Below are 24879 nucleotides of genomic sequence, written 5' to 3'. Positions count from 1 at the left end.
TGGGAGCCGTCGTCGTTCTTTGCCGGGCGGTGGCGTAACCTCGATCCATGCCTGAGATCCGTCTGCCCATCACCACCGAGCGGCTGGTCCTGCGCCGGTTCGACGGCGGTGACCTGGACGCCTTCCACGCCTACCACTCGCTGCCGGACACCGCCCGTTTCCTGCCGGGGCCAGCGAAGACCTATACGCAGTCCATGGAGCGGGTGGGCAGGTACGCCAACTTTGTCTTCGAGAAGGAGGGCGACTGGGTGGCCCTGGCCATCCAGGAAGCAGAAGATCCGGGCCTGCTGGGTGAAGTGGTCCTGAAATGGCTACCGGGCCAGGGCCAGGCCGAAGTTGGGTGGACCCTGGCGCCGGCGGCCCGCGGCAAGGGCTACGGCACGGAAGCGGCCGACGCCGTGCTCCGCCTCGGCTTCGAGGAACTTGGCCTGCACCGGATCGAGGCGCGGCTGGATGAACTCAACCATGCCTCGGCCGCACTCTGCAGCCGGCTCGGCATGCGGCTGGAGGCACGGCACGTCGATAAATGGCGTTACAAGGGACAGTGGGCCACCGAGCTTGTCTACGCCATCCTGGCTGCCGAATGGCGTGTCGGGGCCGGCGGTTAGCTATTAAGCCCGGCCCTTGAGGATCAGGTTCCAGTAAATCTTGGGAAACAGGTCCCGGTCCACAACCCAGGACAGCCGGCTCTCGTTCCAGGTAGGCACCCGGGGGATGGTGGGCTTGGGCCGGTAGGTGTCGTCGAATTCGGCGAACACCACGGTGTCCCGTGACACGGTGAACGGGCAGACCGAGTAGCCGTCATACCTCGCCCGCAGCGGCTTTCCTTTCCTGGCGGCCACGAGGTTCCTGGCCACCACCTTGGTCTGCTTGCGGAGCGCCCCGCCGGACTTGGAATTTGTGGTCCCCGCGGCGTCGCCCAGGGACCACACGTTGGGATAGCGGAGATGGCGCAGCGTCTGCCGGTCCACTTCCACGAAGCCGCCCGCGTCACCGGCAGCCGGCAGGTCCGTGGCCTTGAGCCAGTCCGGAGCCGACTGCGGCGGGACGGCATTGATGAAGTCGTAGGCCAGGTCCTCCGTGGTGTGGGCCGCGTGGTCCCGGATGGTGGCCCTGCGCCCGGCAGGGCTGACCGCCACCAGCTCACTGTTGGTCCGCAGTTCAATCCCGTACTCGGAGATCTTGCGGTTCAGTTCGCGGTCCACCTCCGGCACCCCGAACACGGTGGGGTAGGGCTGCACCATCACCACCCGGATCTTGTCCAGGACCCCCTGTTCCCGCCAGTAGTCGCAGGCCAGGTACATGGGTTTCTGGGCGGCCCCGCCGCACTTGATAGGGCCCGCCGGCATGGTGAACACGGCGGTCCCGGAGGTCATGGCGCTGAGCAGCGTCCAGGCTTTGGGGGCCAGTTCGAACTCATAGTGGGAGGCGCCGTTCGGCGAATGGACCGCCTCGGCGAGTCCGGGCACCGCGTCCCAGTCGTACTGCAGCCCCGGGCATACCACCAGCTGCCCGTACGCCACCCGGGCCCCCGATTCCAGGGTGACGGTGTTGCCCATCGGATCCACGCCGGCGGCGGCATCCCGGATCCAGGTCACGCCGTTGGGGATAACCGATTGCTGCGGCCGGATGGCCTCCCCGGCCTGCGCCCGGCCGCCTGCGATATGCGAGAAAAGCGGCTGGTAGAGGTGGTGGTCCCGGGGTTCGATCACTGCCACGTCCTTGACGCCGTAGCGCTGCAGCCGCGCCGCCAGGGAGATGCCGGCGTTCCCTCCGCCAATGACCACTACTTCGTGCTGGGCAGCCACGGGACTACTTCTTCTCGGTCAGCGCGGATGCTTTGTGCGCCGCCCGGGCGCCGGTCTTGTCCGATTCCACCACGTACTGCGGCTCATCCTCGCTGGCGCGGTGGGTGTTGCCGTCGAGCTCGAAGTCACTGGTCTTCTTCTCAACGATCCTGCCGTGCGTCTTGCCCAGTGAAGTGTTCCACTCCACGTGCGTTCCCTTACTCAATGACATGCCTGCTCCTCTGGTATCCCGTGCCGAAAAACAAGTGCCCCCCCAATGGTAAGCATGGTGAGCTTTTACGGGTACGCCCAGGCGCATCGATTGCTCCGTAACTGCCCTATTGAGGGCTGAAAACGGCGTTTACGTGGGCCCACGCCGGCAGGGTTCCCCAGCCGAGCTTGCGAGGCCAGGGGGCCGGTGGGGAGCAATCGATGGGTTACTTCAGGCCGGCGCCGGGGAGGAGTTCCGTAGCGCCCAGGGCATCGGCGATGAACGCGTAGTCCCAGGCGCGTTCGCGCCACTGCACGTACCGGCCGGAGGCGCCGCCGTGGCCGCCGTCCATCTCGATCTTCATGACGATGGGCTCGGTCCCCGTGGTCTTGTTCCGCAGTTCCTGCACCCACTTGGCCGGCTCCACGTAGAGGACCCTGGTGTCGTTGAAGGACGTCACGGCGGCGATCTTGGGGTACGCCACCTCCCGCACGTTCTCATACGGGGAGTAGGACTTCATGTAGGCGTAGGCCTGGGGATCGGTGATGGGGTTGCCCCATTCCTCCCACTCCAGCGCGGAGAGCGGCAGGTCCGGGTCCAGGATGCTGGTGAGCGGGTCCACGAACGGCACCTGCGCCACAATGGCGGCGTACTTATCGGGTGCCATGTTGGCGATAGCGCCCATCAGCAGCCCGCCCGCGGAGCCGCCGAGCGCGGCGATCCGGGCCGGGTCCACCCATCCGGAGCCTGCCAGCCAGTCGGTGGCGTCCACGAAGTCGGTGAAGGTGTTCTTCTTGGTGAGCTTCTTGCCGTCCTCGTACCAGTGCCGCCCCAGCTCGCCGCCGCCGCGGATGTGGGCGATCACGAACACGATGCCGCGGTCCAGCAGCGACAACCGCGCGATGCCGAAGCCCGGGTCCATGCTCATCTCATAGGAGCCGTACCCGTAGACCAGGCCAGCCGCCGTCGAATCCTGCTTCACGCCCTTGTGCCGCAGGACGGACAGCGGGATGCGCGTGCCGTCGCCGGCGGTCGCCCATTCCCTGGTGGCTACGTAGTCGCTGCCGTCGTAGCCGCCCAGGACGGGGCTTTCCTTGCGCAGCAGCAGCTCACCGGCCGGCTGCTCGGGCGTGGGCAGGACGAAATCGTAGATGCGCGACGGCGTGAAGTAGGACGTGTAGCCCAGCCGGATGACGGGGGATTCATAGTCCGAGCCGCCCACACCGGCGGTGTAAAGCTCCTCGTCGAAAGCCGGTTCCACGGGCTCCTGCTGGGCGGGCGTGCCCAGGCCGGCCAGTCCCATCACCTGCACGCGTTCGATGGTGTCCTTGCGGATGGACACCACCAGGTGCGTGGCGGTGACGCCGGCGCCGTTGACCCGCACGTCGTCGGAATGCCCGACGACGGTCTGCCAGGCTTGCTCGGCCAGCGGCTTTTCCAGCTCGGCCGGGTCAGCCAGGGAGACCATCGAGTTGATGGCGCCGCGGTTGTGCGTGAGCAGGATGCGTTCCTCCCCGTCCAGCAGGAAGGGCTCTGCCTCGTACAGGACGCGCTCGTTGCGGGAAATCACCGTGGTGACGGTGCCGGCAGGATCGTCGAAGCGCAGCAGCCTGGTTTCGCTGTACTCCGAGCATCCGATCCCCAGCACCAGGTGGCGGCGGTCCGCGGAGAGTTCGAAGCCCAGCCACATGGCGGCGTCGTCCTCCTGGTACACCACCACGTCCTCCGACACGGGCGTGCCCAGGACGTGCGCCTTCACCTGGTAGGGGCGCCAGGAGTCGTCCACCACGGTGTAGAACAGGCGGGTGCCGTCCGGGGAGAACGCCACCCCGTAGAAGATGTTCTCGATGACATCCGGCAGCAGGCCGCCCGTGCGCAGGTCCTTGATCCGCAGCGTGAAGCGTTCGTCGCCGGCGTTGTCCACCGCATAGGCGTACAGGTTTCCGTCCACGGTGACCGCCGTCCCGCCAACGGAGAAAAACGGCTTGCCTTCGGCCTCCACGTTGCCGTCCAGAAGGATCTCCTCGCCCGGGATTTCCACCCCGGCCTCCACGGCCGGCGGCGTCCAGTCGGCCACCTTGTCCCCGGTGTCCTTTGCTTTTACCCGGCAGTGGATGCCGTACTCCTTGCCCTCCGTGGAGCGGCTGAAGTACCACCACCCTTCCTTGCGGTGCGGGACGGACAGGTCGGTTTCCTGGGTGCGGCCCTTGATCTCCTGGAAGATGGCCTCCCGGAGCGGTGCCTGGTGCGCGGTGACGGCTTCCTGGTAGGCGTTTTCGGCCCGCAGGTGCTCCACCACCTCCGCCGATTCCTTGTCCCGCAGCCACTCGTAGTTGTCCACGAAGGTCTCCCCGTGGTGGGTGCGCTCGGTGGGGATCTTCTTGGCGGCCGGGGGAGCCGGGACCGCAGTGCCGGCGGAATCCTGCAGGGAAGTGGAGGTCATGGATTCAATATATAGACCGCCTCCGGCAAGTCGGCAGGACGTTCGCTGACTGCGTGACTGGCCCAGGCGCCGGACGGGACTGGGCGCACGGTGGAAACCTCCCGCCGTCGTGATGGAGCAACCGGGGAGGGGAGGGTGGTTGCCGGCGGGGCGCAAGCGTAGGCTGGTCAGTTCAAGGCACATCCGCCCAGCGTGAGAAGGGAAGTTCATGACCATCCCGCCAGTGCACGAACCTGAGCCGTTTCCGCCGGAACCCGGCCCGGAGCCCACCTCCCCGGACCCCACCCAGCCGCGCCCGCCCGGCCCGCCATCCCCGAACCCGTTCCCCGCGCCGGAGCCCCCGGGCCCGCTGCCCGTCCCGGATCCAGGCCCGGCGCCGCTCCGCCCGGACCCCACCAGGGACTGACCGCCAACCTCGGAAATGGCCCTTCCACTGCCTGCTATGCACAGCTGGAAGGGCCCGTTTTTGTGCCCGCGGGGGCCGGAAAATCTTCCGGAATCCGCTGCTGGAAACCCTTGCGGACCTGGTCTTCCAGTGCTAAAAAATCTATATCAGCCACCATAGATCGGCTGATATGGGAATGATGTTGGACCATCTCTTACGAGGAGGGAAGCCATGTTGATGCGAACCGATCCGTTCCGCGAGCTGGACAGGCTAGCCCAGCAGGTCCTCGGCACGGCTGCACGCCCGGCGGCGATGCCGATGGATGCATGGCGTGAGGACCAGGAATTCGTCGTGGCCTTCGATTTGCCCGGCGTTACGGCGGACTCGGTGGACCTGGATGTTGAACGGAATGTCCTGACGGTGCGGGCCGAACGCCCGGACCCCGTGGACAAGGACACCGAATTGGTCGCCTCCGAACGGCCGCGCGGCGTCTTCAGCCGCCAACTGATCCTCGGCGACACGCTGGATACTGACCACGTCAAGGCCAGCTACGACGCCGGCGTCCTGACGCTGCGGATCCCGGTCGCCGAAAAGGCCAAGCCGCGCAAGATCGAGATCGAAACGAAGGGGGCAAAGCAGGAAATCGCCGCTTAGTTTCACCATAGGACCGGGAGGCGGGCACATCTGTTGACTGCCTTTTTGGGGCGTATCGCCATTCTGTGCACGCCACAGCGCCAGACAGCGCATCGGCAGCGTAGGCCTTAACCTCCCGCCACGGTGGCCCCCGGTTCCGGCCGGGGGCCATCCACGCGTCCGGGGACACGCGTCCGGGATCCGGCCGCCCGGCCCCGCCGCCGGGGCCTGCGTTCAGACGCTGAGTTCCAGCATCAGCGCGGGCAGTTCATCGGCCAACTCGCGGGCCAGGAATCCCAGCGGCCCCATCCTGCTGGCCAGCCGGTCCGCGGCCGCCGCGTGCAGGTGCGTACCCCAGCAGGCTGCCTGCGCGGCGGTGGTGCCGCGCGCCCGGAGCCCGGAAATCGCCCCCGCCAGCACGTCGCCGCTGCCGGACGTGCCCAAACCGCCGTACCCGGTGGTGATTTTCCACAGGGCTGGGCCGTCGGCATCGAGCCCCGGTGGCTTGCTGATCAGCCCCTGGCAGCTGACCACGGCACCAAACCGTTCAGAGATTTCGGCGACGTCCTTTTCGAGGTCCGCCACGTCCCGTCCCAGCAGGATCGCCGCTTCGGTGGGATTCGGCGTGAGGATCAACCGGCCGCGCCAAGGGTCCAGCTGGTCCTCCAGGTGCACCAAAGCGGCCAGTGCATAGGCATCGAGGGCGACGGCGGGACCTCCTTGGCTGCCGTCGGGATCGCCGGAGGTGCCGTCGCCGCCACGGCCAGCCTCGCGGCGAAGCATGGCCTGCAGCAGTTCGCCGGCGAGGTCGGGGTCGTCCAGCCCGGGCCCGACCAGCAGGGTGTCCGCCCGGTCCAGGTAGGAGGAGATGCCATCGAGTTCGGCCTTGACGGAGCCGCCGGACGTTTCCGGCATCGCGATGGCCCCGCATTCCGGTACCGCCACTCCAAGTTGTACGGCCACCGACTCCGCCACGGCCAGCGTAAGTTTCCCCGCTCCCGCACGCAGCGCCGAAACGCCTGCCAGCAGTGCCGCGCCGGGGGTGGAGCGGGCGCCGCCCACCACCAGCACCGAGCCGCGGGAATACTTGTCAGCGCCCGGTGCCGGCAACCGCCAGTCCCGCAGGAGCGAGGGCGTTACGGGGACGGGAGAGGAGTCACTGCGGCCGGACACTGGTATCTCCTCCGTGCTCCGTGACCGCGACGCCCTGCTCGGCCAGGTGGTCGGCAACATTGAAACTCTCCAGTGTCCACGGGCCCGCGCCGGACGGGCGGACGAACCGGGTCACCGACGCGTTGAGGATGGCTTCCCTGGCGGCAAGGTCCAGCAGCTCTTCTTCACTGAGCCCCTCCAGCACGTAGCGGAACAGCATGATCACGGCGTCGTGGCACACCAGCATCACCCGGTGTCCGTTGCCCAGGTTGTTCAACTCCGCCAGGACGGACCGGAGCCGCAGCGCCACGTCGGCCCAGGATTCCCCTCCGGGCGGCCGGTAGTACAGCTTGCCGAGCCAGTCCCGGCGCTCGGATTCCTCCGGGTAGCGGTTCTCCACTCCCAGCCGGGTGAGCCGGTCCAGGATGCCCAGTTCACGGTCCCGGAGCCGCTCGTCCGTGTGCACCTGCACCGGCCACCCGGCGGTTTCCACCGCGATCTCGGCCGTCTGCCGGGCCCGAGCATAGGGGGAGGACACCACAGCGTCCGGCCGCAGCTCCGCAGCGATCCGGCCCAGGGCGCTGCCCAGCGCTTTGGCCTGGTCCCGTCCCGTCCCGGACAGGTTCACGTCCGCATCGCGGGCGGGAACCTCGATGACCTCCACCCCGGCTTCCCGCGCCTCGGTGGCCGCAACGTTGCCTTCGCTTTCCCCGTGCCGGATCAACAGCAGCTCCACGGCCCCGGCCTCCTGGACTGCCTGGGTCAGGCCGTCGTCGTCCGCCGCAGCAGTACCCTTCGTCCGCTCATCCTTCACAACACCACCCCGTCCGCTCGCCGTGCCAAATGCAGGAACATTACCCACGGCGTACCCACGGCACGGCGGAAAATAACCGAAGGCCTACCGCTCGGGGGTCAGGACCTTCGAGAACACGGTGGCGCCGTTGGCGTTGCGGAGGCTCACGGTGAAGCTGTTGTCCTCACCCAGCTGGACGTGCCCGAAGAACTGGTTTTCGCCGTCGCGCGGGGACTCACCGGCGAAGCGTCCGGCCTTGGAGAACACCACCTCGGGACCGAACGTGCCGTCCATCGCGTTGGGGCCGAAGGATCCTGCCGCGATGGGGCCGGCCACGAACTCCCAGAACGGGTCGAAGTCCGTGAAGGCTGCGCGTTCGGGGGAGTAGTGGTGGGCGGCGCAGTAGTGCACATCGGCGGTGAGCCACACCGTGTTCTTGACGCCGTTGCGCTTGAACGCACTCAGCACCCCGGCGAGCTCCAGTTCACGGCCCAAGGGGGCACCGGCGTCGCGGTTGGACACGCTCTCCTCGTTCACCGGGCCGTCCGGCACCACGACGCCCAGCGGCAGGTCGTTGGCGATCACCTTCCAGGTGGCCTTGGATTTGCTGACCTCGCTGACCAGCCAGTCCACCTGCTCCTGGCCCAGGATGGCGGTGGCGTAGGGTTCCTTGCCGTCGGTGTTGGGGGACTTGTAGGTGCGCATGTCCAGGCAGAAGATGTCCAGCTGCGGGCCCCGGGAAATCTTCCGGTAGATGCGGGCGGGCTGGTACGTGCCGGCGTCGTCGAATGTTCCCGGGCGCCAAAGGGCCGAACTGTCCGCGATAGGCATGTTCTCCTGCCATGCCTGCCGGCCGCGGGCGGCGAGGGTGTTGACGTCCCGCACCGTGTAGCGGGAGTCGTCCAGGATCTGGCCTGGGTACCAGTTGTTGTGCGTCTCGTGGTCATCCCACTGCGCAATCACCGGCACGTCCGCGAACAAGGCCCGCATGTTGACGTCCATGGAGTTGTAGCGGTGCCTGCCGCGGAACTCGGTGAGCGTCTCGGCAACCTTGGACACCTCTTCCGTCACCAGGTTCCGCCACACCTGCCCGTCCTTTTCCACCACGGTTTCGGCGATGGGGCCGTCGGCGTAGATGGTGTCGCCGGAGTGGATGAAGAAGTCCGGGCGGGTCTGGTGCATGGCCCGGTAGCCGCGCATGCCGCCGATCTCCTCGTTGATGCCCCACCCCTGGCCGGCCGTGTCACCGGTCCACACAAAGCTTTGCGCGGACGACGCCGGGACCCCGCCGCCGTTGCCCGTCCCACCGGTGCGGCCCTTGCCGTTGACCGACCCCGTGTCCGGCGCCGTGCGGAAGCCGCCGCGGACCGTCTCGCCGGCCGCGCCGCCGTCGTCCTCGAAGCTGATCTCCAACGCGAAGCGGGTGTTGGACGGCAGGTTCCCGGCGTGGATCTTCGCGGTGAAGTCGGACGCCTGGGTGGCGCGGGGCCCGCGGAGGACCCGCTCAAAGGCGCCGCGCCCGCGCAGGACCTCGCCGGCGTCGTCCACTGCCCGCAGGACCGCCGTCATCCGCCCGGCGCCCAAGGCACGGGACCAGAGCACGGCGGAATCGGAGGTGACGTCGCCTGTGGCGATCCCGCTGGGCAGGGTGAGCCGGTTGCGGACCAGCGGGACGCCGGCGGGAGACTGGGTGGCGGCCGTTGCGTTGGCTGCAGGAACGGAGGCCAGCGCGGCGGCGAGGACGGAACTCTTGACGATGGTGCGGCGGGAAACCCCGGCCTGGGAAGATTCAGTCATGTCCCCAGCCTTTCCCGGGCCGGCACACAAACGCTGGCGGCCGGGTGAACCCGGGGTGTACGACGCACAAATTCACCCGCGACGCGCAGATTCCCTGGCGCCCCCGGGATGTGGGCCGCGGAAAGGAATATCCGCCGCGGCAAGGGGTATGCGCATCGCTGCGCCGCCATGCCGCAGCGCGCCGCCAGGGCTAAGGCTTCGCGAAGTCGCCGATCCGGCCCTCCCGCAAGGCCGCACCCACCGCCGCAATGCCGGCGTAATCGGGAAACAGCACGGACTGCCCTGCTACAAAGCCCGATCCCAGCGTGGGAAGGGTCATGGTTCCGATGGCGTTCACGTCAAGGTTGCGCAGGCTGTACGCGAGGATGGCAGCCTGGACGGGGTCAAAGGCCTTGTCCACCGTCAGGCAGCAGGAGGCAAAATCGACCAGCGACCGCACCGCTGTCACGTCGTTCAGGGCACCGCCTCCCGTGAGCCGGGCCAGGATCGCGCGGAGCATGATCTGCTGGTCGCGGACCCGCTGGAAATCGCCGTCGGAGAAGGCGTAGCGCTCGCGGGAGAATTCGAGGGCGGCCTGGCCATCGAGGTGGTTCATGCCGGCGCTGAAGACGTGCTGGGTTTCGATGCTGGACTGGAAGTCCATGGGCACGTTGACGTCGATGCCGCCCAGGCCGTCCACCAGGAGCTTGAAACCGCCGAAGTCAAGCATCAGGGTGTGGTCGATGGTGATGCCCAGCAGCTGCTGCACGGTGGCGGTCTCCATGTCGATACCGCCGTACTGCAGCCCGGCGTTGATCTTGGCGCTGCCGAAACCGGGGATGTCCACCCAGTTGTCCCGGTTGATCGAGATGAGGTAGAGGTTCCGCCGGTCGGCAGGGACGTGGACCACCATGAGGGTGTCGGCCCGCTGGTCCTGGGGTTCGCCGGTGGCAGCGGTGTGGGCCGCGGCGTCGCGGGCTGGGGTGTCACGGATATCGCTGCCGATGACGAGGATGTTCATAGGGACCGCCGGCAGGTCCGGGATCGGCGCCGGTGGTGGCGGTGGGGCAGGGACCGCTGGAGGAGTTTCCGACGGCGTGGGCGAGGGCGTGGGCGACGGGCTGGGCGACTGGGTCTGGGTGGCTGCCGGCTGGGCTTCCTGGCCAGCACGGTTCAGGCTGAAGACCGCGACGCCGGCGGCCACCACCAGCACCAGCGCCACCAGCGCGGCGATCCAGCGGCGCCGCCCCAGGGCAAGCATCCAGGCAGGCCGGGGGGAACGGGTTGGGCCGGGTTTCCGGGAGCCGGAATTTCCGGCGCCGGATGAATCAGAACCGCCTGGAACGCTCATGCCGCCTCCACCTCATTGTGACTGGTGGGATCAGTGTCCGTCCCGCAGGCCCCTATTGGCTACAGGAGTATCCAAACTGTCACCTGGCGCCCCCATGGACCGGGGAGTTGAGCCGTGCGTGGCGCAGGATGGAGACAATCGCAGGGGCCAGTTGGTCCTCCATCTCCCGGTATACCTCCGGAGCGCGGCGGTAGGGGTCCACGATGTCGTTGTCCGAGGAATCGGCCGGCAGCGAGAGGTGCCTTACTCCGGCGGCCCGCGCCGGCAGCCCCCGCCACAAGGCGGCATTGGCGCCGAGCCCGCCATCGACGTCGGACCCGGTGTCCTGCGAAGGCGCGACGGCGGCGGGCTGGCTGTCCGCCCGCTGGCGGTCTTCCCGTTGATCGAGGACATCGAGCATCCGCGCGAACTCACGGATGGTGAACGTCCGCTTGAGCAAGGAAGCGTCAAGCTGGAGGACCTCTCCGCGGTGGCCGGAGGTCATGGTGAGCACCAGGTCCACCCCGCGCAGGATCTTGGGCGTCAGCTGCCGCGCGGCGAACCCTTCCGGGTCCCCGCCGAAGGTCCGCACGATCTCCGCGGAGAGAGGCTGCATCGGCTCGCCCACCAGGGCCCGGGTACCGGCGCTGGACACCTGAAAGCCGCCCGGCACCGCCTGGTCCAGCCCTGCCTGCAGCAGCCGCTCAGCCACCGGCGACCGGCAGATGTTTCCGGTGCAGACGGTCAGGATTCGTACTGGTGTGGAAGTGTCCAAGGAGGTGTTCTCTTTTCCCAGCTGGTGCCGGACCCGCTCGGGCCCGTGCCTTTCAACTTAACACGCGACGGCGCGCAGCGACCTCCCGGACCGGGGTGCCGCCGCCGCGCCGCGCGCTTTCGCGGGTCCGCCTGCTACAGCGCGGCCAGCAGCTGTTTCATCTGGGTGATCTCCGCCTGCTGGGCATCCACGATGCCATGGCCCAGCTTGACCGCGTCCGGGAACTTGCCGGCGCTGAGTTCCTGCTGGGCCATGTCGATGGCGCCCTCGTGATGGCCGATCATCTGCTGGAGGAACAGCCGGGCGGCCTCGGCACCGGTAGCGGACTTGAGCTGGTTGATCCCGTCGTCGTCCACCATGCCTGCCATGCCGTGCCCGGAATGGTCACTCATCACAATGGGCACGTTCCAGCCGGTGAGCCACCCGGTCATCTGCTTGATCTCCGGTGCCTGGGCCGCCTTGATCTTGGTGGCAAGCGCGGTGACGTCGGCGGGCATGTCCTTCTTGGCCAGGATGATGTCGCTCATTTCCACGGCCTGGGAGTGGTGCGGAATCATCATCTGGGCAAACATGATGTCCGCCTGGTTGTGGTCGGTGCCGGCGCTGGGCGTGCTGCCGGCGCCAGGCATGGTGCTGGACATGGCGCCGGAGCTGCCGTGGTCCATGGGCATGCTGTTGCCGGAACCGGCATTGGCGGCGCATCCGGCGAGGCCGAGCGAGGCGGCCAGGGCAGCAGCGATGGAAAGGGTCTTGAAAGTGGTGTTCATGGTCGTCCTTCAGGAGTAATGGAACTGGGCCGTGCTGGGTGGCGCAGCCCGGCTTACGTCCGGCTGATGGACAGCTCGCAGGGCGTGGGGCTCGGCGGCAGGTAGCTGTAGCCGGGCGCGGGATTGCCGCCGGCCGGCTGCAGCGGCAGGACGGCCAGGGTTGCCTGCGGCGGGGAAATGGCGAGCGGGCCGCTGGGCGCGGACGGGACGCAGGGCGCCCCGGACTCCTTCGCTCCCGGGCACGCGTCGCCGCAGGCGGCCGAGGCCAGGTCCGGTGTGTCCACGGCAGCTGCGGCCGGCGCGTGGGCAGGCTGCGGAGCTGTGCTGTGCGGAACAGCCCCCTGTGCCATGGACCCGTGCGAAGCGTGCCCGGAGGTCAGGACATGCATGCCCAGCAGCCCCGCGATCACGGCCAGGGCAGCGGCGAACAGCCATGCCCTGCGAAGGAGGGCCGGCACGGCACGGGTGGCCAAGGCCGTCCCTCCTTCCGTTCGGACTGCAGTACTCAACGTACCTCTGACGGGTTCAGTTTCAGGCGCCGGAGGAGCTGGGCGTTCAGTGCCACCACCACGGTGGACGCGGACATCAGCACGGCACCCGCCGCGGGGGAGAGGACCACCCCGGCGAAGGCCAGGACGCCGGCGGCCAGCGGCACGGACAGGATGTTGTAGCCGGTGGCCCACACCAGGTTCTGCCACATTTTCCGGTAGCTGGCGCGGGACAGGTCCACCATGGACAGGACAGCCCGGGGATCATTCCCGGCCAGCACCACACCGGCGGACTCCACGGCCACGTCGGTTCCGGCGCCGATGGCGATGCCCACCTCAGCCCGTGCCAGGGCAGGGGAGTCGTTGACGCCGTCGCCCACCATGGCCACCTTCATCCCGCGGCCCTGCAGCTCGGCGACCTTCTTGTCCTTGTCGGCCGGCAGGACTTCGGCGAATACCTCGTCGATGCCCAGGTCCGCGGCCACGGCCTGCGCCACCTGGTGGGCGTCGCCGGTAACCATGGCCACCTTGACGCCGCGCCGCTGCAGGGCCGACACGGCCTGCCGCGACTCCGGCCGCACCGCATCCTCCATGCTCACGGCACCCAGGACCGTGCCGTCGTCGACCACGTGCAGCACGGCGGCGCCGCGGTCCCTCCACGTGCGCGTACTGGCAGCCAACGATTCAGGTTCGACGACGCCGAGCTCGCGCAGCAGCGCCGGCCCGCCCACGTGCACCGTACGTCCGTCCACGCCGGCCCGGACGCCGCGGCCCGTCAGGGCGGTGAAGCCGGTGGCGCCGGGGAGCCGCAGGTTCCGTTCCCTGGCGGCCCGCACGATGGCGCGCGCCACCGGATGTTCGCTGTCTGACTCCACCGCGGCGGCGAGTGCCAGCACGGTGTCGGGATCGGCGTCGTCCGCCACGGCGACGTCCTTCAGTTCCGGTTCGCCGGTGGTCAGGGTTCCGGTCTTGTCGAACAGGACAACGTCGATGGTGCGCATGCGCTCCAGGGCCATCCGGTTCTTGATCAGGACACCGGCGCGCGCGGCCTGTTCGGTGGAGATGGCAATCACCAGCGGGATAGCCAGGCCAAGGGCGTGCGGGCAGGCGATCACCAGGACGGTGACGGTGCGGGTGACGGCGTCCGGGACGCTGCCGAGCAGGGTCCACGCGATGAAGGTCAGGACGCCGGCGCCGGCAGCGAAGTAGAAGAGGAACGCCGCAGCGCGGTCCGCCAGTGCCTGCGCACGGGAGGATGACGCCTGGGCTTCCTCCACCAGCCGCTGGATCCCGGCCAGTGCAGTCTGGTCCCCCACGGCCGTGACCCGGACCCGGACGCTGCTGTCGGTGGCCACGGTACCGGCCACCACCGCATCCCCGGCGCCGCGGGCCACGGTCTTGGACTCCCCGGTGATCATGGACTCGTCGAACTCGGCCTGCCCGTCCACCACGCTGCCGTCAGCCGGCATGCGGGCGCCGGGCCGGACCAGGACCAGGTCCCCGGGGCTGAGGTCGGATACCGGGACAGTCTCGGTGCCGGTGTCCGTGATGCGTTCGGCCTCGTCCGGCAGCAGGGCGGCCAGCGCATCCAGGGCGCCCTGCGCCGACCCGAGGGCGCGCATCTCGATCCAGTGGCCCAGCAGCATGATGGCCACCAGCAGCGCCAGCTCCCACCAGAAGTCCAGGTCGAACCCGCCGATCCCCAGGCTGGTGACCCAGGACGCAGCGAAGGCCACGGAAATGGCCATGCCGATCAGCAGCATCATCCCCGGCGAGCGGTCCTTCAGCTCCTGCACGCCGCCCTTGAGGAACGGCTGGCCGCCATAGAGGAAGATGACCGTACCCAGGACCGGCGGGATCCAGGCCGAGCCTGTGAACTCCGGCGGCATGTAGCCCAGGAGATGGCCCATCATGGGGCTGAAATAGACCACGGGGACGGCGAGGGCCAGGGTCAGCCAGAACCTGTTCTTGAACATGGCGGTGCTGTGCCCGGCGTGCTGGCCGTGGGTGTGGACGGTGTGGTCGTCGTCGGCCGGGGTGCCGTGTGCGTGGCCGGCACCGTGCGCCGGCGGCTGGGTGAGCGTCCCGCTGGGCCGCTGGTGGTGTCCATGGCCGGTGGAATGCTGCATGTGCTGATGGTCCTGCATTTGTCCTCCTTGGAGGCAATCGCTACCCGGACCTGGTCCGGGGCTGCGGAATGTGGGGGCGCCGGCTGTCTCAGGCCAGGGCGTAGCCGGCCGACGTTACGGCCTGGCGGATGTCGGCGTCTGGGGCGGTGCCGGTGACGGCCAGCAGGGAGCGGCCGCCGGGGACCAGGTCAACCGAGGCTGAAGCAACGCCGGTAACGGCGGACACGGCCGCCTCGACAGACCGGACGCAGTGCCCGCAGGTCATGCCCTCCACCGCGAAGCTGCGCTGGGTGCTGGCACCGGCCTCGGCCTCGGTTTCGGTCAGCACGACGGCGGCGGGGGACACCTGCGCGGACGGAACGGGGAGGGCGGCTGGCTGGGCGGCACTGGAAGGGCCGCAGCAACTGCAGCCGGAGGACGCGAGGGGGAGCTGGGGGCGGTTTCCGCTGTTCATGTCAGGTCCAATCCGTTGAAGACATCAAGGGGTGCTGGGGTTGAACGGCTGTGAAAGGCTGGGGCGCGTGCGCCGGCCGGGACATACCACTTCACTGACAACACCGCCAATATACCCCCTAGGGGTATACGGGTCAAGTGCCCTAGGTGTAATTCCCACTGAGGTTGTGAACGCGGCTGATGGGGGTTGTGCCGCCGATGCCGGTATGGGTTCTGTGGTGATTGTAGTGGTGGAGCCAATGGTCGTAGGTGGCGGCGCGTTCGGCTTCTGAAGTGTAGGGCCGGGCGTAGGCCCATTCCGTAGCGAGAGTGCGGTTGAAGCGTTCTACCTTGCCGTTGGTCTGCGGCCGGTAGGGGCGGGTCCGCCGATGCTTGAGGTGTGGGCCCAGGGCTGCTGCGAAGGCCCGGGAGCGGTAGCAGGATCCGTTATCGGTCAGTACGGCTTTGACGGTGATGCCGTGGGCGGCGAAGAACCCTGCTGCGCGGATCCAGAAAGCGGCGGCGGTTTCCTTCTTTTCGTCGCCGAGGATTTCCGAGTACGCGAGCCGTGAGTGGTCATCGACGGCGTGGTGCAGGTACGCGTACCCGGTACCGGCCCTTCGGTTCCTACGGCCCAGCGCCCGGCCCAGGGCGCGGTGCCCGCCGCCATCGGGGATGCGCCCGAGTTTCTTGATGTCCACGTGGACCAGGTCTCCGGCGTTGTTGTGTTCGTAGCGCTGCGGTGCAGGCTTCCGGACCGGCAGCCCGGTGCCCTGGTCCAGGCAGGCCAGCCGGGGCATCCGGTATCGGGCCAGGACCTTGCCCACGGTCGAGCGGGCCACGCCCAGGTGGGCCGCAATCCGGTGCGGTCCCCACCGCCGGTTGAAACGCAACGCAACGATCCGGCGCTCGGTGCGTATGGGTGTGCGGTTCGGGCTCCGCCGCGGGCGGGAGGACGCGTCAGCCATGCCGTCCTCACCACGGGCGAGGTACCGGTCTACCCATTTCTTTGCGGTGGCGGGCGAGCACTGGAAACGCTCTGCGGCTCGGCGCAACGTCCAGCCCTGCTCGATGACTAAGCGGGCGAGCTTACCCCTGGCCTTGGGTGTGAGGTCGGCGTTGGCGTGGGTAACGTAGGACACGAGGGCCTCCTGGCGTCGAGATGAGTGTGGTAACCCAAATCGATACCGGAGGCCCTCGCCCTTTACATCACGCCACGCTGTTCACAACGTCCGCGGGAATTACACCTAGGGCATTTCCCGAGTGGCGTCCATAGGGCCTCCCGCACTACCTTCCCTCCACCGGGGCGGCCATACTGGAGGGAGCGAGGACAAAGCCGGCCCGCTGGGGGCCGGCGTACGCCGGGAGGTGGACCTGTGACGGAGCTCAGCGGCCTGTACACGTATTCGAGTGCCCTCGGGGACAGCGAAACCGATGCCGGAACCTTCAGGGTGGACATCGAGCCGGCAGGCCCAACCTTCCACTGGTCCGACGGTACCTACCGGCTGCACGGATACCGCCGGGGCGAAGTGGTCCCCACCATGGAGCTGGTCTTCGCCCACAAGCATCCCGATGACCGCGGACGGTGCGAGGAGATCGTGGCGCAGGTCTGCAACACCGGCGGCTTCTTCTGCATGTACCACCGGCTGGTCGATGCCCAGGGCCGGACGCGGCGCGTGCTGACCTCAGGCGAGGCTGTCCTCGGCCCGGACGGCGAAGTCACGGCGCTCGAAGGCGTGATGGTGGATCTCAGCCGGACGCTGCAGCGCGAAACCGAACAAACCGCCCGCGAGGCCGTGGCCGGCGCTACGGCAACCCGCACCGTGATTGACCAGGCGCGCGGAATCCTCATGGGCCAGCTCAAAATTGGCTCCGATGACGCCTTCCAGATGCTGGTGACCACCAGCAGCCACCGGAACGTAAAACTCGTGGCGGTGGCGGCGGAGCTGGTCCACCTGGCCAATTCACCGGAGGCGCGGACCTACCTGGACCGGGCCGTGCGGGCCATCGAGCTGCACGGCCGGCCGGAACCAGCCCGGGGCCGTTGCGCGGGCTGAAGCCTGTTCCCTTAGGATTGAAGCAGGTGCGCCGGGAAGTCTGGTCGGCATGGATTTGTCGAACCCGGATTTAAGGACGCCCATGAACTCCACGCCGCCCACCCCGCGCCGGAACATTTTGTTCGGTTCCACGCTCTTTTCGCGCGGCAGTTACTCAGAGGCGCTGCGGATCGGCGAGATCCTCCGCAAGGAGACCGTCGGCGGAGCCCTCCTGGTCGCAGCCGCCGTGATCGCGCTGGTCTGGGCCAACTCGCCGGCGTCGGACAGCTACTTCGCTCTCCGCGACTTCAAGCTGGGCTACGAACCGTGGCACCTTGACCTCAGCCTCGGAGCCTGGGCGGCGGACGGCCTGCTGGCCATTTTCTTCTTCCTGGTGGGCCTGGAGCTCAAGCGGGAATTCGTGGCCGGTGACCTGCGCCAGCTCAGCAAGTCGATCGTGCCCGTGGCGGCCGCTGTGGGAGGGGTGGCCGTCCCGGCGGTGATCTACGCCGTCGTCAATTTTTCCAGTCCGGACACGCTCCGTGGCTGGGCCATCCCCACAGCCACGGACATTGCGTTCGCCGTTGCCGTCCTGGCGATCATCGGCTCCCACCTGCCCAGCGCCCTGCGGATCTTCCTGCTCACGCTGGCCGTGGTGGATGACCTGATCGCCATCACCATCATCGCGTTCTTCTACTCCAGCGACATCCAGGTGGCCCCGTTGCTGCTGGCGCTCATCCCGCTGGCCCTCTACGCCTTCCTTGCGCAGAAGTACCGCCGGTTCTTCGGCCGCCATGCGGCCGCCGCCTGGCTGATCCTGCTGCCCCTGGGTGCCGTCACCTGGGCCCTGGTCCACGCGTCCGGCATCCACGCCACCGTGGCCGGCGTGCTCCTGGGTTTCGCCATCCCAGTGATCCGCTCGCAGGCCTCCGGCGGACCCGAGGCCGGGCCAGGGCTCGCGGAGATTTTCGAGCACAGGTTCCGGCCTATTTCCGCCGGCGTAGCCGTCCCCATTTTTGCGTTCTTTTCCGCGGGCGTGGCCGTTGGTGGTTGGGCGGGCCTGGGGTCGGCCCTGGCGGACCCGGTGGCCCTGGGCATCATCCTGGGCCTGGTCCTGGGCAAGCCGATCGGCATCCTGGCCACCACGTGGATCCTGACCAAGGCCACCCGGGCACGCCTGGACAGCTCTTTCAAGTGGATCGATGTGTTCGGTGTGTCCCTGCTGGCGGGGATTGGTTTCACCGTCTCGCTGCTGGTGGCAGAGCTCAGCTTTGGCCAGGGCAGCCTGCACGATGACCACGCCAAGGTGGGAATCCTGGCTGCGTCACTGATCGCGGCGCTGCTGGCAACTGCCGTCCTGCGCACCCGCAACCGGCAGTACCGGGTTGCCGAAGAGCTCGAAAAAGTGGACTCTGACAACGACGGCGTCCCGGACGTCTACCAGGAGCGCACCTGACCCCCGGGGGGGCGTCAGGCCGGGGCGAGGGGCGGTGCCGCCCCCGCCTCCAGCGTGGCCGCGGCGGCGAGGGCCGCCGGTGCCGGTTCCACGTGGCGGATCTCCAGGGCCTCGGGGTCCAGCAGCTTGCGCGCGCCGGTCCGGGCGTCCAGGATCCAGAAGAGTTCGAGGGCCGGGACGACGTCCGTGACCCGGCCTTTGTGGAAGAGCCTGCCCCGGTGCCACGCCTCGATCTGGTCGCCGATGCGGAGCTGGGCGGTCCGAATTCCTTGTGCCTCCATTGGGCTGCCTCCTGCTGTTGTGTCCCCGTAAGCACAGCTTGCCGTGGGCAGGTTGCCGCAGTGTTTCGGCCCGGTGTTTTTTCTGTGTCTTGTGTGGCTGGAGGGGCTACTCGTCCATGGGGAACGCCACAGCCTCGCCCACCACGCGCAGGCAGAGCTCCATCCCGGGGCGGGCGATCGAGGCGTTCCAGTGCCGGATGGTGATCACTTCGCCGCCGCCCGGGTAGCGGTGGTCGGCGTGCTCCGCCACTTCCTTGGGCACATTGAGCTTCAGCCGTACGGTGGTTTCGGGCCCGAAGTAGTCGGTGTCCACCACCACGCCGCGGATGGGGCCGTCCTCGGCAATGCGGATCTGTTCCGGCCGCAGCATCAGCTGCACGCGGCCCTGCGCCGGTGGCCTGCGCACCGGGATGCCGCCCAGGGAGCAGGTGGCCAGGGTCCCTTCCAGCCAGGCGTCCAGGATGACGGCGTCGCCCAGGAACTCGGCGGTGGCCCGGTCCGCGGGCCGGGTGTACACCACGAAGGGGTTGCCGATCTGTGCCAGCTTGCCGCCGCGCATCACGGCCACCTGGTCCGCGAAGGACAATGCCTCGGCCTGGTCATGGGTGACCAGGATGGTGGTGACGCCGGCCTCGGCCAGGACCTTGGCCACGGCGCGGCGGGTGGCCACGCGCAGGCCCGCGTCCAGGGCTGAGAACGGCTCGTCCAGCAGCATCAGTTCCGGCTCGCGTGCGAGGGCGCGGGCCAAGGCAACGCGCTGCTGCTGTCCACCGGAAAGCTGGTGCGGCCGGCGCTTGGCCATGGAGGGATCCAGCGACACCATTTCCAGCAGCTCCGCCACGCGGTCGTTCACGGCGCGGCGTCCGCCGTCGAGCCGGGCCGGATTCAGGCCGAAGGCAATGTTCTGGCCAACGTTCAGGTGCGGGAACAGTGCCCCGTCCTGGGCCACATAGCCGATCTGCCGCTTATGTGCCGGAAGCCACGCACCGTCGCCGGCCACGGTGGTGCCGTTGAGCGAGATGGTCCCGGTGTCCGGGTGCTCGAACCCTGCGATCAGGCGCAGGAGGGTGGTCTTGCCGGAACCGGACGGACCCACGATCGCGGTGGTCCCGCCCTTGGCCACGGACAGGTTGACGCCCCTGAGGACCGCCTGGGATCCGAAGTTCTTGGTGACGTCCGTGATCTGCAGGTGGCTGTTGGTGGTGGCTGCCACCGAAGGTGCCACCCGCGGCTCGGGCAGCCTGCGGGTTGATGGTGCTGTCACTGTCCGGCTACTTTCTTGGACTGTTGGAAGAGGAGATAGGTCATGGGCGCGGAAAGCAGGATCATCAGCAGGGCATAGGGCGCGGCGCCGGCGTAATCGATCTCGCTGCTCTTGCTCCAGAACTCGGTGGCCAGCGTCTTGGTCCCGTTGGGGGAGAGGAGCAAGGTGGCGGTGAGTTCGTTGGCGATGGCCAGGAACACCAGGGCTGCGCCGCCGGCTGCGGCCGGGGCTGTGAGCCGCAGGGTGACGCGGATGAACGCCAGAAGCGGGGGCTTGCCCAGCGCCTGGGCTGCCTCATCGAGTTCCTTGGGGGCCTGCGCCAGTCCGGCCCGAAGGTTCACCAGGGCGCGCGGGAGGAACAGGAGTACGTAGGCTGCCACCAGCACACCGGCCGTCTGGTAGATCCCCGGCGCCAGGCGGATGCTGACGGTCACGAAGGCCAGGGCCACCACGATGCCCGGCATGGAGCTGGTGACGTAGTTGGACAGTTCCAGGGACTTGCTGAACCAGCCGGGCTTCCGGACCGCCAGGTATGCCATGGGGAAGGCGACCACGATGGTGGCCGCGGCACCGGCGAGCCCGTACCCGAAGGTGGCAAAAAGCGCGGGAAGGAACTCGGCGGCGGCCCACACCTCGGCGCCGCCGGCCACGATCCACTTGAGCACGTAGTACAACGGGAGGCCGAACGCCAGTGCCGTGAGTGCCAGCAGGAAGACCTGGCCAGGGGCCTGGTAGGCGTGCAGCGGGAGGCGCAGCGCCCTGGCCTGGACCCCCGAGCCGATCCTGGCGTACCGGGCGGTGCCGCGGCTGCGGACCTCCGCCAGCAGCAGGAGCAGGCAGAAGAACACCAGCACGCTGGCCAGCATGTTTCCGGCGGCCCCGTTGAACGTGGACCGGTACTGGGTCATGATCGCAGTGGTGAAGGTGTCGAAGCGGATCATGGCGAAGGCGCCGTATTCGGCGAGCAGGTGCAGTCCCACCAGCAGCGCGCCACCGGTCAGGGCGATCCGCAACTGGGGGAGGACCACCCGGAAGAAGGCCCGCCAGGCGCCCAGGCCCAGCGCGGCTGCGGACTGTTCAATGGCCGGGTCCAGCCGGCTGAGTGTGGCGGCCGCCGGGATGTACACCAGCGGGAAGTAGGACAGGGTGGAGATCAGGATCCCCGAGCCCAGGCCGCCCAGCGACGGGATGGCCGATACCCACGCGTAGCTGTTCACGAACGCCGGGACGGCCAGCGGTGCGGCCAGCAGGACCGCCCAGATCCGGCGGCCGCGGAGGTTGGTCCGTTCCACCAGCCACGCCCCCGCCACGCCAAGCAGCAGGCACAGCGGGATGGTGGCTGCCATGAGGAGCAGCGTGTTCATGAGCAGTTCGCCCACGCGGGGCCGCAGGATGAGGCCGACGGCGGTATCCCACCCGGTTGCCACCGTCATGTAGACCACGTACCCCAGCGGGACGAGGGAGAAGAGGGCGATCAGCACCGCCAGGACAGATACTGCGGAAACGCCCAAAGGCGGGCGGGGGCTGCTGCCCCTGCCCGCCGTCGTCGCGCCCGCCCTTGGCGGAGCCGATAGATCGGAGGTCACGGAATTAGAGTAGTCCGGCCTGGGTCATCAGATCGCTGACCTTCTGCGAGTTGAGCTTTGCGGCGTCAACCTTGGGAGCCTGCAGGTCCTTGATGGGAACCAGCTTGTCGTTGGCGGGCACGTCGGAGCCGATGGCGTACTCGAAGGACGTACCGTTCTTCAGGACTTCCTGCCCCTTCTTGCCCGTGATGAACTTCAGGAACGCCTGCGCAGCGGCAGCATTCTTGGAGGACTTGAGCACGCCGCCGCCGGAGACGGACAGGAACGCGCCCGGGTCCTGGTTCTTGAAGTAGTACGGCGTGACGTTGTTGGAGTTCTCGCCGGTCTTGGCCTGGTCGCCGTAGTAGTAGTAGTGGTAGATGAGGGCGGCATCCACTTCACCGGCGTTGACAGCCTTCATGGCCGTGCTGTTGCCCTTGTAGGCCTTGGAGTTGTCCTTCATGGCCTTCAGCCAGTCCTCCGTGGCGGACTCGCCCTTGAGTTCCAGCAGGGCCGAGACGATCGCCTGGAAGTCGGCGCCGGTGGGCGAGGCAGCCCAGCGGCCCTTCCACTCCGGGCTGGCCAGGTCCAGCATCGACTTGGGCAGCTGGTCCTCGGTGAGCTTGGTCTTGTTGTACACCAGCACGGTGGAGCGGGCCGCGATGCCCGTCCACTTCCCGGTGGACGGAGAGAACTCGGCCGGGACCTGGTCCAGGGTGTCCTTGTTGACGTCCGCGAACAGGCCGGCGTTCTCAACCTGCGTCATGGCGGGGGAGTTCTCGGTCAGGAACACATCCGCGGGGGAGGCCTGGCCTTCCTGGATGATCTGGTTGGACATTTCCGTGTCATCGCCCTGGCGGAGGGTCACCTTGATTCCGGTCTCAGCGGTGAAGGCATCCACCCATTCCTGGGTGAGGCTTTCGTGCTGGGCGTTGTAGACGGTGATCTCGCCGGAGGCCGCGCCGCCGGAGGCGGAGGAGCCGTTGCCTGCCGGGGTGCCGCCGCCGCAGGCGGTCAGGCCGAGAGCTGCGGTGGCGGCGAGTGCGATACCTGCCAGCGCGCTGTTGCGGATCTTCATTGAGGCTGCTTTCGGTGGGGAAAAAAGTCTGCTTGAACCGAGGTCCTATTGCGCAACACTAATGTTGCCTATGTCTGAAAACTGTAGGGTAGGCAAACCTAAGCTCCAAGCCGAAAACCCGTTTAAGTGATGAGGTTCACATCAATTACGAAACTATGGCGTGACGTAATTATCGGGATGTGGGTGTGAGGGGACCGGCCCGTTCCTGCCACGCAATGCCGCTGCCGAAACGGAAAATGGAATGCGCTGCGCAACATCACCGGCGCTGCCCGGTTTTGGGGTGCGCCAGCGATGCTGCGCCTCGAAAAGTACGGTGCGCCCCCGAAACCGGACCGGGCTATTTGTCCGGGTTGGGATCGCGGACGTCCTGCGCCCCGATGTCTGCGGCTCCCAGGACGCTTTCCGCCGGCGCGTCCTCCGAGGGGTGGAGCCGGATACTCAGCTCGGGGTGGTGCAGGTCCAGGGCGGGTCGCTCGGACCGGATGCGCGGCAGCGACGTGAAGTTGTGCCGCGGCGGCGGGCAGGAGGTGGCCCATTCCAGTGAAGCCCCGAAACCCCAGGGATCGTCAACGGTGACCTTCTTCGCCGAACGCGACGTGATGTACACGTTCCAGAAGAACGGGATCAGGGACGCACCCAGCAGGTAGGACCCGACAGTGGAGAACTGGTTCATGAAGGTGAAGTTGTCCTCCGGCATGTAGTCCGCGTACCGGCGCGGCATGCCCAGGACGCCCAGCCAGTGCTGGATCAGGAACGTGGCATGGAAGCCCAGGAACAGCATCCAGAAGTGGATCTTGCCGAGCCGCTCGTTCAGCATCTTGCCGGTGAATTTGGGCCACCAGAAATAGAAGCCGGCGAACATGGCAAACACCACGGTGCCGAACACCACGTAATGGAAGTGCGCCACCACGAAGTAGGTGTCCGAGACGTGGAAGTCCATGGGCGGCGAGGCCAGGATGATGCCGGTGAGGCCGCCGAACAGGAACGTGGCCAGGAAACCCAGGCTCCACAGCATGGGGGTTTCGAAGGTCAGCGATCCGCCCCACATGGTGCCGATCCAGTTGAAGAACTTCACGCCGGTGGGCACCGCGATGAGCATGGTCATGAAGGCGAAGAACGGCAGGAAAATCGCGCCGGTGACGTACATGTGGTGGGCCCACACCGTGACCGACAAGGCCGCGATGGCGATGGTGGCATACACGATGCCCTTGTAGCCGAACAGGGGCTTGCGGCTGAACACCGGGAAGATCTCCGAGACGATGCCGAAGAACGGCAGCGCGATGATGTACACCTCAGGGTGTCCAAAGAACCAGAACAGGTGCTGCCACAGGATGGCGCCGCCGTTGGCGGGATCGAAGATGTGGGCACCGAACTTCCGGTCCGCGCCGAGGGCGAACAGCGCCGCGGCCAGCGGCGGGAACGCCATGAGCACCAGGATGGCGGTGACCAAGGTGTTCCAGGTGAAGATCGGCATCCGCCACATCGTCAGCCCGGGAGCGCGCATGCAGATGATGGTGGTGATGAAGTTGACCGAGCCCAGGATGGTGCCGAAGCCGGACAGCGCCAGGCCGAAGACCCACAGGTCACCGCCGATGCCCGGCGTAAAGGTGGTGTTGGACAGCGGCGCGTAGGCAAACCAGCCAAAGGATGCCGCGCCCTGCGGGGTGATGAAGCCGGACACGGCGATGGTGGAACCGAACAGGAAGAACCAGAAAGCCAGCGCGTTCAGGCGCGGGAACGCCACGTCCGGGGCACCGATCTGCAGCGGCATGATCACGTTGGCGAACCCTGCGAACAGCGGGGTGGCGAACATCAGCAGCATGATGGTGCCGTGCATGGTGAACAGCTGGTTGTACTGTTCCTTGGTCTGCAGGATCTGCATTCCGGGCTCGAACAGTTCGGCGCGGATCAGCAGCGCCATCACGCCGCCTGCGCAGAAGAACACGAAGGACGAGATCAGGTACATGTACCCGATGGTCTTGTGGTCGGTGGAGGTGATCCAGTTGACCACAAGGCGTCCCTTGGATTTAGGGACCACGGGTGCCGGCAGGACTCCGGCGGCCGGGGTGCCGCCCATTCGTTGGCCTGTGGTGGTCAT

The 24879-nt window shown here is 67.7% G+C and carries 23 protein-coding genes; 5 read left to right on the top strand and 18 right to left on the bottom strand.

The features are described from left to right. Positions 1–47 precede the first annotated feature (47 nt). Positions 48–608, top strand: coding sequence for a GNAT family N-acetyltransferase (locus ACZ9J7_RS03345; protein WP_476207013.1), 561 nt, complete (start codon positions 48–50; stop codon positions 606–608). Positions 609–611: 3 nt separating this feature from the next. On the opposite strand, the gene ACZ9J7_RS03340 is transcribed toward ACZ9J7_RS03345, so the two are convergent. The 3 genes from ACZ9J7_RS03340 to ACZ9J7_RS03330 all read right to left on the bottom strand — a co-directional run bounded on the left by ACZ9J7_RS03340 (position 612) and on the right by ACZ9J7_RS03330 (position 4441). Then, a complete protein-coding gene (locus tag ACZ9J7_RS03340; RefSeq protein WP_476207011.1) occupies positions 612–1808 on the bottom strand; it encodes an NAD(P)/FAD-dependent oxidoreductase in 1197 nt (398 codons plus the stop codon). A 4-nt stretch (positions 1809–1812) separates the two neighbouring features. After that, positions 1813–2019: a hypervirulence associated TUDOR domain-containing protein gene (locus ACZ9J7_RS03335; RefSeq protein ID WP_476207009.1), complete on the bottom strand. Its 207-nt coding sequence runs from the start codon at positions 2017–2019 to the stop codon at positions 1813–1815. A 205-nt stretch (positions 2020–2224) separates the two neighbouring features. After that, complete coding sequence (locus ACZ9J7_RS03330) at positions 2225–4441, bottom strand: S9 family peptidase (RefSeq protein ID WP_476207007.1); 2217 nt, start codon at positions 4439–4441, stop codon at positions 2225–2227. A gap of 208 nt (positions 4442–4649) precedes the next feature. Between ACZ9J7_RS03330 and ACZ9J7_RS03325 the strand changes: the two genes are divergently transcribed. Together ACZ9J7_RS03325 and ACZ9J7_RS03320 are read left to right on the top strand one after the other, a co-directional pair. Continuing rightward, on the top strand, positions 4650–4847 hold the full coding sequence (locus ACZ9J7_RS03325) for a hypothetical protein (RefSeq protein WP_387558462.1): 198 nt from the start codon (positions 4650–4652) through the stop codon (positions 4845–4847). A gap of 210 nt (positions 4848–5057) precedes the next feature. After that, a complete protein-coding gene (locus tag ACZ9J7_RS03320; RefSeq protein WP_476207005.1) occupies positions 5058–5480 on the top strand; it encodes an Hsp20/alpha crystallin family protein in 423 nt (140 codons plus the stop codon). Between the two features lie 213 nt (positions 5481–5693). On the opposite strand, the gene ACZ9J7_RS03315 is transcribed toward ACZ9J7_RS03320, so the two are convergent. From ACZ9J7_RS03315 to ACZ9J7_RS03270, 10 genes are all read right to left on the bottom strand, one after another. Next, positions 5694–6632 (bottom strand): ADP-dependent NAD(P)H-hydrate dehydratase, encoded by a 939-nt coding sequence (locus ACZ9J7_RS03315; RefSeq protein WP_476207004.1) that lies wholly within the window; start codon positions 6630–6632, stop codon positions 5694–5696. Further along, positions 6616–7425, bottom strand: a complete 810-nt coding sequence (locus ACZ9J7_RS03310; protein WP_476207002.1) for a histidine phosphatase family protein — start codon at positions 7423–7425, stop codon at positions 6616–6618. The genes ACZ9J7_RS03315 and ACZ9J7_RS03310 overlap by 17 nt, the downstream gene beginning before the upstream one ends. Before the next feature lie 84 nt (positions 7426–7509). Beyond that, positions 7510–9201, bottom strand: a complete 1692-nt coding sequence (locus tag ACZ9J7_RS03305) for an alkaline phosphatase D family protein (protein ID WP_476207000.1) — start codon at positions 9199–9201, stop codon at positions 7510–7512. A gap of 190 nt (positions 9202–9391) precedes the next feature. Beyond that, complete coding sequence (locus ACZ9J7_RS03300; RefSeq protein WP_476206998.1) at positions 9392–10531, bottom strand: LCP family protein; 1140 nt, start codon at positions 10529–10531, stop codon at positions 9392–9394. Between the two features lie 79 nt (positions 10532–10610). After that, a complete protein-coding gene (locus ACZ9J7_RS03295) occupies positions 10611–11285 on the bottom strand; it encodes an arsenate reductase/protein-tyrosine-phosphatase family protein (RefSeq protein WP_476206996.1) in 675 nt (224 codons plus the stop codon). Between the two features lie 134 nt (positions 11286–11419). After that, positions 11420–12052 (bottom strand): DUF305 domain-containing protein, encoded by a 633-nt coding sequence (locus ACZ9J7_RS03290; protein WP_476206995.1) that lies wholly within the window; start codon positions 12050–12052, stop codon positions 11420–11422. Between the two features lie 53 nt (positions 12053–12105). Continuing rightward, positions 12106–12525, bottom strand: a complete 420-nt coding sequence (locus ACZ9J7_RS03285; RefSeq protein ID WP_476206994.1) for a hypothetical protein — start codon at positions 12523–12525, stop codon at positions 12106–12108. Positions 12526–12557: 32 nt separating this feature from the next. Beyond that, positions 12558–14687: a heavy metal translocating P-type ATPase gene (locus ACZ9J7_RS03280; RefSeq protein WP_476206992.1), complete on the bottom strand. Its 2130-nt coding sequence runs from the start codon at positions 14685–14687 to the stop codon at positions 12558–12560. Positions 14688–14757: 70 nt separating this feature from the next. Next, positions 14758–15123 (bottom strand): heavy-metal-associated domain-containing protein, encoded by a 366-nt coding sequence (locus ACZ9J7_RS03275; protein ID WP_476206990.1) that lies wholly within the window; start codon positions 15121–15123, stop codon positions 14758–14760. Between the two features lie 142 nt (positions 15124–15265). Further along, entirely contained in the window at positions 15266–16243 is a 978-nt protein-coding gene (locus ACZ9J7_RS03270; RefSeq protein ID WP_476206988.1) for an IS481 family transposase, read from the bottom strand. 234 nt (positions 16244–16477) lie between these two features. Here ACZ9J7_RS03270 and ACZ9J7_RS03265 point away from each other — a divergent pair, with 234 nt between their 5' ends. Continuing rightward, entirely contained in the window at positions 16478–17158 is a 681-nt protein-coding gene (locus tag ACZ9J7_RS03265; protein WP_476206986.1) for a PAS and ANTAR domain-containing protein, read from the top strand. A gap of 82 nt (positions 17159–17240) precedes the next feature. Further along, a complete protein-coding gene (gene nhaA, locus ACZ9J7_RS03260) occupies positions 17241–18593 on the top strand; it encodes a Na+/H+ antiporter NhaA (protein WP_476206984.1) in 1353 nt (450 codons plus the stop codon). A gap of 14 nt (positions 18594–18607) precedes the next feature. Here the strand turns inward: nhaA and ACZ9J7_RS03255 are convergent, their stop codons facing one another. The 5 genes from ACZ9J7_RS03255 to ctaD form a co-directional block, all read right to left on the bottom strand. After that, a complete protein-coding gene (locus tag ACZ9J7_RS03255; RefSeq protein WP_476206983.1) occupies positions 18608–18874 on the bottom strand; it encodes a hypothetical protein in 267 nt (88 codons plus the stop codon). Positions 18875–18980: 106 nt separating this feature from the next. Beyond that, complete coding sequence (locus tag ACZ9J7_RS03250) at positions 18981–20138, bottom strand: ABC transporter ATP-binding protein (protein ID WP_476206982.1); 1158 nt, start codon at positions 20136–20138, stop codon at positions 18981–18983. After that, the gene (locus tag ACZ9J7_RS03245; RefSeq protein ID WP_476206980.1) at positions 20135–21724 is read right to left on the bottom strand and encodes an ABC transporter permease; all 1590 of its coding nucleotides are present in this window, start codon (positions 21722–21724) and stop codon (positions 20135–20137) included. The genes ACZ9J7_RS03250 and ACZ9J7_RS03245 overlap by 4 nt, the downstream gene beginning before the upstream one ends. A gap of 4 nt (positions 21725–21728) precedes the next feature. Next, entirely contained in the window at positions 21729–22781 is a 1053-nt protein-coding gene (locus ACZ9J7_RS03240; protein ID WP_476206978.1) for an iron ABC transporter substrate-binding protein, read from the bottom strand. Positions 22782–23118: 337 nt separating this feature from the next. Then, the gene (ctaD, locus tag ACZ9J7_RS03235) at positions 23119–24879 is read right to left on the bottom strand and encodes an aa3-type cytochrome oxidase subunit I (protein ID WP_476211796.1); all 1761 of its coding nucleotides are present in this window, start codon (positions 24877–24879) and stop codon (positions 23119–23121) included.

The sequence above is a fragment of the Pseudarthrobacter sp. TE9888 genome, assembly GCF_056279345.1.
Note: the sequence above shows the minus strand (reverse complement) of the source record. Positions and strands in the feature narration are given on the sequence as shown.